Genomic DNA, 10,847 nt, shown 5'->3' with positions numbered 1-10,847 from the left:
CCTCGCCCGCCCAGGGTCGCGCGGCTCACTCGTCCCACCCCAAAAACCGCCCCTGTTTATAGCCGCTCTGGCCGCGGGCCCCGGCAAACTGGGGCGGGGCTGTCCCGCCGCCCCACGGTTCATAGGCCAGCCTACATGCCGAGCGAAGCTTTGTAGAGCTTGATCTGGTTGTCGCGGCCGATCTGGTCGGTCAGCTTCTCCCAGGCCGCCGCAATGGCGTCGGCGCCTTCCTGCGCCTTCATCTTGCCGGCGAAAGTGTTGGCCAGGATGTCCTCGGCGGCGCTGTAGTACTGGAAGATGCCGGGGATGCGTGGCTCGATCGCCGCGTTCGGATGGTTGTAGCTGTCGGATTCCGACTTGAGGTAGGAGGTGATGAACGCCTCGTCGTAGCCGGCCGCCACCCATTCGGGAATGTCGAAATGCGAGTTGCGGTAAGGCTGGAAGCCCGATGGATACATCGCCGTCCAGATCGACAGGTCCTTGCCGCCGAGATGAGCGGCGGCGGACCATGCCGCCTTCTTCTTCTTTTCGTCGGCATCGACGCGGGCCATGACATAGACGCCCCAGCCGAGATAGGCGCAGTTGGGCGCATAGTTCGGGCCGCTGGCGAGCTTGTCCCAGGCGCCGGTCTTCGCATTGTAGACATCGTCCGAGCCAGGCAGGATCGAGAAGCCGGTGACGTCGCCGACGACGGAAGAGTCGTTGGTCTTGACGTTGGAGCCGACGTCGCCCCACCAGGTGACCATCGAGCCGGTGCCGGCCAGGAACTGCTGGAAGGCGGTCGTGTTCGGATCGGCGTTGATCTGGTCGGCGGGTTCGGACGGCAGCGCGTCGATGACGTCCTGGATGGCGCGCACCCAGGCCGGATTGTTGACGCGCGGCTTCATCGTGTCGGCGTCGAACAGCCAGGCCTTGTCGTCCGGATGCTTGGCATAGGCGCTAGCGCGGCTGCCGAGGAAATAGAAGCCGAAACCACCCCACGCCTTGGGCGCGTCGAGATAGCCAAAGACGTCCTGGTCCTTGAGTTTCTTTCCCTTGAGGAACTTCGTCACCGCCTGGACCTGCTGCCAGGTCTTCGGCACGCCCCATTCACCTTCGCCGCCGCCGTCCTTCCAGGCCTTGGCGAGGTCGGCATCGGTAAACACGTCGGTGCGGTAGTTGAAATTGTGCGCGTCGCCGTCGACGGTCACGCGGTATTGCTTGCCGTCCCAGGTGCCGACCGGCGGCTGCAGATAGGCCACGACGTCCTTCATGTCGATCTGGTCCTTGACCCAATCCGGCATTTCCGAGGTCAGGCCCTTGCCGCAGACATCGCCTTCGAACGGCGCGCCCATCTCGATGATGTCGAAATCGACGGTGCCGGTGGCGATCGACTGCTGCAGGCGGGCGTTGTAGTCGGCCTGCGCCAGGTCGATCCAGTTGATCTTGGCGCCGGTATAGGTCTCCCATGGCTTCAGGAAGCCGCGGAACAGCACATTGTGCAGGTTCTGGTTGTTGAGACCCATGAAGGTCAGCTCGACGCCGGCGAATTCGCCTTCCTTGACGTTGGCCTTGGTCGCCTCGAGGCAGAGTTCACCGACCTTCTGGAAATCGGCGTCCGTCGGCTGGCCTTTGCCGACGCCGGGGATCTGCAGGATTTTGGAGCGCAATTCGCTTGCCGCGGAGGCCGGTCGCGTCAAGGCGCCAAGTCCGGCGCCGGATGCGGCTGCGATCGCGGCCATGCTGGCCGCGCCCTTCAATATGTCGCGCCTTGTGGCGCCGGCACGAACCAGTTTCTCGTAAAGACCCGTTCTCATCGCCTATTTCCTCCCAGAACATCAGTGTGAATAAATCGGCCAACTGTCGGACGCTGGAGCGCCAAGGATGCTCCCCGGTTCGGAAACGAATTAGGCAGGACCCCACCCTGCGTCGATTGAAATTCCCTGCGGATCGGGTACCGACATTTTGACCAGCGCCTGCCACTATTCTCACAACCAAACGCCGTGTCAACGAGAGCGGGTTTTTATCTATAAGAGACCGACTTGCCCTGGCAGGTCGCGTTGGGTAGCTTCTGCGCCTACGGCTAATGGAGCCGATGGGGGAGATATGGCGCAAGTCGCGATCAGCAAGGTGGCCAAGGCCTTTGGAACGGTCAAGGTTCTGCACGAAGTCAGCGTCGATATCGCAGACGGACAGTTCGTGGTGCTGGTTGGCCCTTCGGGTTGCGGCAAGTCCACGTTGCTCAGGATGGTGGCTGGGTTGGAGACCGTCTCCGCCGGCACGATCGCCATCGGCGACCGCGTCGTCAATCATCTGCCGCCGGCCAAGCGCGACATCGCCATGGTGTTCCAGAACTATGCGCTCTATCCGCACAAGACGGTCGAGCAGAACATGGCCTTTGCCCTCAAGCTCAGGAAAACCGATCCGGCCGTGGTCGCCGAGCGGGTCAAGCGCGCCGCCGATATCCTCGACCTCAACCCTTATCTGAAGCGCTATCCCCGCCAGCTTTCCGGCGGCCAGCGCCAGCGCGTGGCCATGGGCCGCGCCATCGTGCGCAATCCGCAAGTGTTCCTGTTCGACGAGCCGCTCTCCAATCTCGACGCCAAGCTGCGCGTGCAGATGCGCACCGAGATCAAGGAGCTGCACCAGCGGCTGAAGACCACTACCATCTACGTCACCCACGACCAGATCGAAGCCATGACCATGGCCGACAAGATCGTCGTCATGCGCGACGGCCGCATCGAGCAGGTCGGCGCGCCGCTCGAACTGTTCGACAGACCGGCCAACCTGTTTGTCGCCGGCTTCATCGGTTCGCCCTCGATGAACCTGCTCAAGGGCGTCATGCGCAAGGGTGCCAGGCCCGGTGTCGACATTGCAGGCACGCTGTTCCCGATTGCACCAGGCAATGCAGCGCAGGATGGCCAGGCTGTCGTCTATGGCGTGCGCCCGGAGCATCTCGAGATCCATCCCGATGGCGTGCCAGCGAAGATTTCGGTGGTCGAGCCGACCGGCTCGGAAACGCTGGTGTTCCTGCGCTTCGGCGACGGCGAGATGGTGGCGCTGTTTCGTGAGCGGCACGACTTCAAGCCCGGCGACACGCTGACCCTGAAGCCCCGGCTCGATCAGATCCACCTTTTCGACGCAGAGACCGGCAAGCGTCTCTGATCCCAACTCACGAGGAATACCATGCTCAAAGGCATCAACCCGCTGCTCAATGCCGACGTGCTGCAGGCATTGCGGGCAATGGGGCATGGCGATGATCTGATCATCGCCGACACCAATTTTCCGTCCGATTCGGTGGCGCGCCAGACGGCGCTCGGCCGCGTGCTGCGCATCGATGCCTCGGCGGCGCAAGTGGTCAAGGCGGTGCTGTCGCTCTACCCGCTCGACACATTCGTCGATGATTCGGCCGCACGCATGGAGATTGTCGGCAAGCCGGACGAGATTCCGCCCGTGCAAAGCGAAGTGCAGAAGGAGGTCGACAACGCCGAGGGCAAGTCGTGGCCGATGATCGCGGTCGAGCGTTATGCTTTCTACGAGCGCGCCAAACAGGCCTATTGCGTGATCCAGGCAGGTGAGCGCCGCTTCTACGGCTGCTTCGCCTTCCGCAAGGGCGTCGTGCCGCCGGATGCGGAGTAGCGGCATGGCTTCGGGCAAGCCGGTCGTCATGAAGCCGGTCGTCATCCTGGGTGTGTTCGTCGCCGACACCGCCTACAGGGCGCAGCGGCAGCCGCGCATGGGCGAAACCATCCTCGGCACATCCTTCACGCTGGGGCCGGGCGGCAAGGGCTCGAACCAGGCCGTGGCCGCCGGGAAGCTCGGCGCCGACGTCACCTTCCTCACCCGCCTCGGCGTCGATCCCTTCGCCGACATGGCCAGGCAGACCTGGGCGCAGGCGGGCGTCAATAATGCCGTCATCGACACGCCGGAAAGCTACACCGGTGCCGCCTACATCTTCGTCGAGGAGACCACCGGCAACAACGCCATCATCGTCAGCCCCGGTGCCGCCATGCTGATCTCACCAGCCGACATCGAAGCCAATGCCGGGCTGATCAGCGGTGCCGGCGTCTTCGTCACCCAGCTCGAACAGCCGATCGAAGCAGCCATGCGGGCGCTGGAGATCGCGCGTGGGGCAGGGGTGACGACGATCCTCAACCCGGCGCCTGCGGCAAAGCTTCCCGACCGCATCTACAGGCTGTGCGACTACCTCACGCCCAATGAGACGGAGACGGAGGAATTGACCGGGATGAAGGTATCCTCAGTCGACGAGGCGCGAGCCGCCGCGGACAAGCTGCTCGAAAAGGGTGTCGGCACGGTCATCGTCACGCTGGGTGACAAGGGCGCGCTTTTGCATTCGAAGGAGCGTTCCGACCATGTTCCCGCCGTCAGTGCGGGCGCCGTGGTCGAGACCACCGGGGCAGGCGATGCCTTCAATGGTGGTCTTGCCGCGGCGTTGTCGCGGGGCGTGGAGCCGTTGCAGGCGGTGCGCTTTGCTTGCGCCGTCGCCGGTATCTCCGTGACGCGACCGGGGACTGCACCGTCGATGCCGACGTTGCAGGAGGTCGAGGCACTACTGGGGAGGGGGTGATCTTGCGGGGCAGACGTAGGCACGGGCCGAAAGGACCTGAGTGACCTCAGGTCTCTTGCAAGACAATATTTTTGACAATCAATGTCGACATTTCTCTGAAGCCAAGAGCTTGATACCCTTGAGAGAAATGGCGCGAGTGACGGGGCTCGAACCCGCGACCTCCGGCGTGACAGGCCGGCACTCTAACCAACTGAGCTACACCCGCGCATGGCGAACACGTGTCAGCCGTGTTCGTCGTTGGGGCGCTGGATAAGGGGTTCGCCACCGGGTGTCAAGCGCGACAGGACAGCATAACAGCAAACAGGAGAAGGTTTTTTGACAGCCGGCGTTTTGTTGGCAAAACCGGCATCCAACCAGGGCGTCCTGCATTCATTTGGCCTTGCGAAGCGGACCCTGACCGCTTAAAGGTCCGGCCCGGAGCGGGCGATTAGCTCAGTTGGTAGAGCGCTTCGTTTACACCGAAGATGTCGGCGGTTCGAGCCCGTCATCGCCCACCATTCCAATCAAGAGAGTAGCGCTCTCCTTCTCCCAAAAACGCTGATAAATCAGTTGCTTACGCAATCTACGACGTTTTAGGTCGGACGTCAAACAAGTTGACTACTGAGCTAATCGCCCGTCTTGAACCGGGCCGACTCGCTGTCGGTTGTGACACCAGTGTGACAGGCGGCCACCCCTACCGGGGTACAAGGGGGACGCCCCCGGCCCGTACCATTAGGTATCTCGACAAAGAAAAATCTCCAAAAAATTACTGGCTTCGGGCATTCTTCCAGCAGCTTCGCCTGAGGGTCCGAAGGGCATCAGCGCTCGCTAGGTGCCTCCGGCTTGCGACAAAGAGGAGGAGACAAGAGGAGGCTCGATGGCTTCTTTCTCCACTGGGTCCATTCGATCAGGCTGAATTCGCCAGATAGCGGCCCGAACTCCCCCCGTTGTGTCCCTCCTGCTCTCGTATGGAGCAAAGCGGGAGAGAACCGGGCCGGCATACCCTACCGGGAGGCAGTCCAAGAACTCATGCCCTTCATTGGCCTGACAGCATTGAGACAAAATTCTCTACAGCAATAAATCCCAAATCCCAATGTTGGATACCAATAGAGAAAATTTAATTAGGGGAATGCTCCTTATAGCATCTTTAACTAGATTTCCCCCAATTAGTTTATTGTCGAAAACCAGAAGGAAATTCTTCGAGATATGCCGCCGAAGGGCGTTCCCCCTATTGCTACATTCGCTCGAAGGAACTTCCGCCTCTGCCTCTTGCCCTAGTGAGACGGATGCCCCGTGCCGCAAGTGCACCTTCGAAGTCCCGGTGCCCGAGGACATCGCTGTTCCAGTCGTGCACGTCCAACCCCAGCCAATCACGAGCCGTTGGCGATTTGAGCTTCTCCCTAAGGCCGGGGTTATCCATGAAGTGTTGGACGATCAGTTCGACAGACTTCCCGACATGACCGTTCAATTCCCTCTCGACAGGAGACCAATCGACAGCCGTGCATCCGGGGAAAATCTCGATCGCTCCCTCTTTGCCTTCGAGCATTGCCGGGATGCCTGTCTGAGGATCAGCGATGACATAGACGTCACACTTGCCGCATGAGTTCGCTACCGATTTCCGGACTGCGCCACGGCATACAGCCTGAAGGATCATGTCAGCGTGTTCCCCGTCTTTGACCTTCCGGAGAACATCTGCCTTGACCTGTTCCTCTGACCTTATGCCGGACGACATCCTGGCCCGGGCGATATACGTCTCGGGTGCATAGAAGAGTGTCCCTGCAAGAATGACGTTCTCAACGTCCCTGAAGCTGTTTGTCGCCTTGAAGTCCGATCCTCCCCAATAGACGAACGACAGGCGGTCAGGATTGTCAGCCTTCGCCCTAATCGCCTTCGGGATGTCTCCTATGCGTTTCCCGCCCTTGTGATGGACGATAAGGAATCGCTCGTCCGGCCTAGAGTTCACCGTCCTGATAATCCCGTCTAGAAGGGTTTCTGCATTCTCGTCTGACCATGAGGACTTACCCCCACCCCTACGCCATATATGGACGTTCAGATTTCGGTAGTTCTTCCCACCAGACGACAGGATTACAAGGTCCCCGCGTCCCTTCTCCCAATGGGTGTATGTCTGCCTGACTCTGCCTGAAGCATCGCAGATAACCATCGGCTTTATGTCATCGGGGAGGGTGCCATCGTAGTGGATAAACGCGTTCGTATAACCAATCTTCTCGATGACGACAGGCTTGCCCGATAGCAGCCAGAGGTCGTTTGCAGCCTCTTGGATTGATCGCTTCTCTTCTCCGTACAGGCGAATGGCGTTGTTGTGATCAACTCCGGTTTCGCTCTCCATGTCGGGCACCCAGAAGACCGATTGATCCTCTGCCGACTGGATGTCAGCTTCTAGTTTCCCGAGGGCGCTGTAGAGCCTCTTGTCATACCTAGCAGGTTCTTTCAGTGCGCCAATCTGGGCTATGTTGATCGACATCTCTCTGGCGGGAAGAATTGCCTCATCCCATACCCGGACCTGACGGGGTTTGCCGTCATAGTGGAATGCGTCGACTCCCCCGAAGCTCTTCGTTCCCTTCGTCCTTGCGGTGAGCATTTGCTGCGTCGTGAAGAGGACACGAGCCTTGCGGTGCTGATGGTTTCCAGCCGTGTTCAGCTCCCTCAAAAGGACGCTGCGCTCGTCCGTCTTTTCTGAATCGGCGGTCTCGACAAGGATTGCAAAATCGTCCTTCTTCAGTGCCATCTGTTCGACCATTGGCTTGATCTCAGCCAATCGCCCGAGGCAGATCAGGACCGAAGCCTCTTTGTGCCCCTCTGACTCCATCAGCCTCCGTACGAAATGGATGATCGACTGACTCTTGCCAACACCCGGGTCCAGCGGAGACAGATAGTAGAGGCTTTTCGCTGCCCCGTTCGCCATCGCTTCAAGATGCGAAATGAGGTCCTGCAAACCCTGCCATTGTGCGTCTGACGGATTGTGACCGCTTTGTTCAAACACCTTATGTAGATCGGCCATTACCCTGTCGGTTAGCGAGACCGGGAGTTTGTAGAACTTTTCGACCTCCTCCCATGTCTTGAACCCCCGACCGCCTACAATGAACATGCTTTCGTCGGGTGCAGGTGATGGGTCAAATTTGTGTAGTGCCAAGTTCGTGTCTCTCCTTTCCGTTAGGCAGTTGTTCGGGGTGAAGCCAGTAGCCTAGCTTCGGCTTATCGATGTGTTTCTCGCTCCGGGCGTATCGATCCTCCCGCATCAGGTCGTGAAGGGCTTTGATGACCTCACTAGGCACCCTTCCGCTCCTGAGAGCGACGGAATCGACATATTCGTTGACTGACTGGAATTCCCTGACGACGCCCCGTCGCAAGACCACGATTTTTCCGCCCCGGATCGTTGCGGTAGTATCAACTCCGATATTGATTGGAGTCATGGCGCTGAAACCATCGGGACGGATGCTAACTCAGTCTCAGCAACATTCCGCAAAAGGTTCAAATCGAGGCTGGTAAGGGTCCTCTTGCCACCTATTAGATCAACCGGCCAAAGACGCCCTGAATCGGCACTGTTCGACCTCGATTCTGCACCTCGTAATCCGTTGCTTTCGTTATATAATTTACACTGATTGCACGGCTTCCCGGTATAGGGGTAGCGGGTAGCTCCTTTTATCGCTTCTTGGGCTTCCCTGACAGCAGGTGATTCCGGTAAGTTGGCCGATTGGAGACGCCTCAAACGTCCCCGTTTCGCAACATGCCGTGGATTGTCCGAGACGCGTCCCGCACGCTTCGCCCTAGCCCTGTTTCCACATTCCTCAGAGCAAAACCTTTGGCCGTGCCTACGCTTGGTGAATTCCCTCCCACAGTGACAAACACACAGACCGAATTTGATCTGACTCCTTGTCGGGACCGAGAGGTCAAGCATGGGACACCGGGAGATTCCGGGCCTTGAAGACGACCTGACCCTTACGCCGCGACTTCGCCACCTTGGCGGGACGGAAGATCAAAGGCTTTCGAAATGCCGGATGATAGGAACCGGCTTCGATCCTCTCGGCCTTCTCCGCTTCCAGCCGTTCCTTTGCCTCGATCAGGAGGGCACGGTCATGCTTGGTTGAGAAGCCGTCTCGGATCGACAGGTTATAGCGACGGAGGTTCAGCGGATCGCCGTCTAGGTACTCTACGATCTGACCGGCCTTGGCATCAGCCAAGACACGGGCGACGATCAGCCGGAGGCCGCATGGCCCCCTTGCGGAGACGGAACCTCCAAGGATCGACCAGTTCGGGTAGAGTTTCAGGGCGACGAGTTCGTTATAGTCGGGAAGGTCTAGGACAGCCTCGCCTTCACCAAACCGAGACAGCGGGACATGTACAAGAAAGGCCCCCTTGCGAGAGCCCTCCAAGATTCGGACAGGGCGGGCCTGCATCAGTCGGCCTTTCTGCCCGCGCTCATTTGAGCGAAGACTGACGACTTCTTGGGACCCTTGTCGGCCACAGGGACGCGGCGGATTGCATCCTCCATGCTTCCCTTGGCGAGTCCTCGCTTTTCTAGCAAAGCCATTGCGACAAGCTCCCCAAACTCGGGAGAGGCCACACCATCGAGGGCTTCGGCGGCTTGATGAACACGAATACGAAGCATCTCCCGTTCTGCCTCACCCATTTCGGCGAGTTTCTTGGAGATCATGGCGCGGTCGGATACGGAAAGTGAAACAGACATAAAACTGCCTTTCTAAATTGAGTTTGAAAAATGGTTTGGAATGAAGGTGAGGTCAGATCGCGGAGAGATTGACGTCGAGGCGTGCGCCTGTCTGGGATGAGACATGAGCCATCTCGATCTTCCAGCCGTTCTTCTCTGACCAGTCGCGGAGTGCCCGGACAAGGCCGTTTCGAGACGTAAACGTCCCCAAGGCTGGATCATCGACGCCAATGAATTCGGATCGATAGAGGTTATGTTCGGTCTTCAGCAGCTTTACGTGACCGGAGTTGCGCTCGTTCTCCAAGGTGATGAGAGTCACGTCAAACGGCTCTGGAAAATTGCCAATGTAGTTTAATTCTGGTGTTCCAATTGATGCAATATCGGTAGGCGTATCTTTGTTCATCGATTCCTTCATAGAAAACCGTCCAAGTCCCAGAAGAGACGAGGTTGAACAGGCTTTGGGGTTGTTGGTGTTTCTTAGTTTTTAGGCGTTAATCGCTCAGGCCGTTAGAAGGCTGCAGAGCTTTGGAAGACGGCCGTTAAATTGCCAGCCTCATCCTAGAGTATATCATAAATATACGTGAAAGTCAATAGCAAACGCAGGGCTACAAGAAATATAATGGAGTCTATTTTTGCAACTCGCTGGATAGTTTAGATTTTATCCCCTCTCCATCTCCCTCTGTATGAGGCTATCAAGTTCGACAATCCGGAGTTTGAGCCTTCGGCTCTCATCGACGAGTTGGATCAACTTCAAATCCGGGTCATCGGACGGAAGCATCTTCGATTGGGAGATGGAGCGTGAGCCTTTGTAAAAGTCTATGACGGTACCCATTCGAATACGTCCTTCCTGTCGCCAGATCGTCGGCGAGTTGTTGCGTCGCAAAACTGTGAAGGTGGTGTCCGGCTGGCTCGTCTAGTCCGCTCGCGTGGGGGATGTCATCGACATAGGTGCCAGTGGTGGCCGTCAGTAGTTAGAGGACTCGATTGCGGCAATCCTTGGGCATAGCGCTCACCAACGATCAACTCGCGGTAATGTCCTCATACAGCGATCCGAACAATGACCTAACGAAATTTAGGGCTTCCGGTTCGTCGATCATAAGTTTCCTGACCGCATCTTCGTATTGGCCTTCACCCTGGAACCCGAGCTTCCAAGCTATTTGGCGTAGCGCCGGGGTTTCCCTGATCGGATAACGAGCGACGATATATGATAGGTCCTTCCGTTCACACGCCTCGTGGAGGAGATTTCGTTCACGCTCTACCGCCGCAGGTACGTCAATCGTAACCTGAATTGGTTGAGCGGCGGCGATGTCTTGGCGCTTCGGGAGCTTGCCCATCAGTTCTTCCCTCAGCGATCCTTCTATCGTTCGTTCGCTCAGCCTTGCACCATGGGACACGACGGCAGCGATGGCCGCGTCCCGTGCCTCCACCGTCAATTTGTCTGGATCAGCGCCGGTTATCTTGCTGTGTCGCAACGCCAAGCGGAGTTGAATTTTCGGGTGGTAGTAGATCGACTCAACCGAGAAGGCTTCTAACAGGCTGTTGAAGAAGTGTCCCGTTTGGCTTTGAGGATGGCCTCATCGCCATTGTGATAGGCGAATGTGATCTCGATGGAGCCGT

9 protein-coding genes and 2 tRNA genes are annotated in these 10,847 nt (G+C 58.4%); 4 read left to right on the top strand and 7 right to left on the bottom strand.

The window, feature by feature from the left end; all coding sequences use genetic code 11:
• Positions 1-131 precede the first annotated feature (131 nt).
• Positions 132-1,796 (bottom strand): ABC transporter substrate-binding protein, encoded by a 1,665-nt coding sequence (locus NKJ00_RS31930; RefSeq protein ID WP_023810293.1) that lies wholly within the window; start codon positions 1,794-1,796, stop codon positions 132-134.
• A gap of 289 nt (positions 1,797-2,085) precedes the next feature.
• Between NKJ00_RS31930 and NKJ00_RS31925 the strand changes: the two genes are divergently transcribed.
• From NKJ00_RS31925 to rbsK, 3 genes are read left to right on the top strand one after another with little or no spacing between them, the layout of a single operon-like run.
• Positions 2,086-3,144 (top strand): ABC transporter ATP-binding protein, encoded by a 1,059-nt coding sequence (locus NKJ00_RS31925; protein ID WP_023810294.1) that lies wholly within the window; start codon positions 2,086-2,088, stop codon positions 3,142-3,144.
• A gap of 21 nt (positions 3,145-3,165) precedes the next feature.
• The gene (locus NKJ00_RS31920; RefSeq protein ID WP_352632576.1) at positions 3,166-3,618 is read left to right on the top strand and encodes an RbsD/FucU family protein; all 453 of its coding nucleotides are present in this window, start codon (positions 3,166-3,168) and stop codon (positions 3,616-3,618) included.
• A gap of 4 nt (positions 3,619-3,622) precedes the next feature.
• On the top strand, positions 3,623-4,567 hold the full coding sequence (gene rbsK / locus NKJ00_RS31915; RefSeq protein WP_352632574.1) for a ribokinase: 945 nt from the start codon (positions 3,623-3,625) through the stop codon (positions 4,565-4,567).
• A 128-nt stretch (positions 4,568-4,695) separates the two neighbouring features.
• On the opposite strand, the gene NKJ00_RS31910 is transcribed toward rbsK, so the two are convergent.
• Positions 4,696-4,772, bottom strand: a tRNA-Asp gene (locus NKJ00_RS31910).
• Positions 4,773-4,988: 216 nt separating this feature from the next.
• Between NKJ00_RS31910 and NKJ00_RS31905 the strand changes: the two genes are divergently transcribed.
• Positions 4,989-5,064: transfer RNA gene (locus NKJ00_RS31905), tRNA-Val, on the top strand.
• Between the two features lie 716 nt (positions 5,065-5,780).
• On the opposite strand, the gene NKJ00_RS31900 is transcribed toward NKJ00_RS31905, so the two are convergent.
• The 5 genes from NKJ00_RS31900 to NKJ00_RS31880 all read right to left on the bottom strand — a co-directional run bounded on the left by NKJ00_RS31900 (position 5,781) and on the right by NKJ00_RS31880 (position 10,564).
• The gene (locus tag NKJ00_RS31900) at positions 5,781-7,697 is read right to left on the bottom strand and encodes a hypothetical protein (protein WP_352632572.1); all 1,917 of its coding nucleotides are present in this window, start codon (positions 7,695-7,697) and stop codon (positions 5,781-5,783) included.
• A gap of 757 nt (positions 7,698-8,454) precedes the next feature.
• Positions 8,455-8,961, bottom strand: a complete 507-nt coding sequence (locus NKJ00_RS31895) for a hypothetical protein (RefSeq protein WP_352632570.1) — start codon at positions 8,959-8,961, stop codon at positions 8,455-8,457.
• Complete coding sequence (locus NKJ00_RS31890) at positions 8,961-9,251, bottom strand: hypothetical protein (protein WP_352632568.1); 291 nt, start codon at positions 9,249-9,251, stop codon at positions 8,961-8,963. The genes NKJ00_RS31895 and NKJ00_RS31890 overlap by 1 nt, the downstream gene beginning before the upstream one ends.
• 52 nt (positions 9,252-9,303) lie before the next feature.
• Positions 9,304-9,633, bottom strand: coding sequence for a hypothetical protein (locus NKJ00_RS31885; protein ID WP_352632566.1), 330 nt, complete (start codon positions 9,631-9,633; stop codon positions 9,304-9,306).
• A gap of 616 nt (positions 9,634-10,249) precedes the next feature.
• Positions 10,250-10,564: a hypothetical protein gene (locus tag NKJ00_RS31880; RefSeq protein ID WP_352632564.1), complete on the bottom strand. Its 315-nt coding sequence runs from the start codon at positions 10,562-10,564 to the stop codon at positions 10,250-10,252.
• Between the last annotated feature and the right edge of the window lie 283 nt (positions 10,565-10,847).

Origin of the sequence: Mesorhizobium sp. M0227, from assembly GCF_040321855.1 — a bacterium.
GTDB lineage: Bacteria > Pseudomonadota > Alphaproteobacteria > Rhizobiales > Rhizobiaceae > Mesorhizobium.
This window is presented reverse-complemented; position numbering and strand designations above follow the sequence as displayed.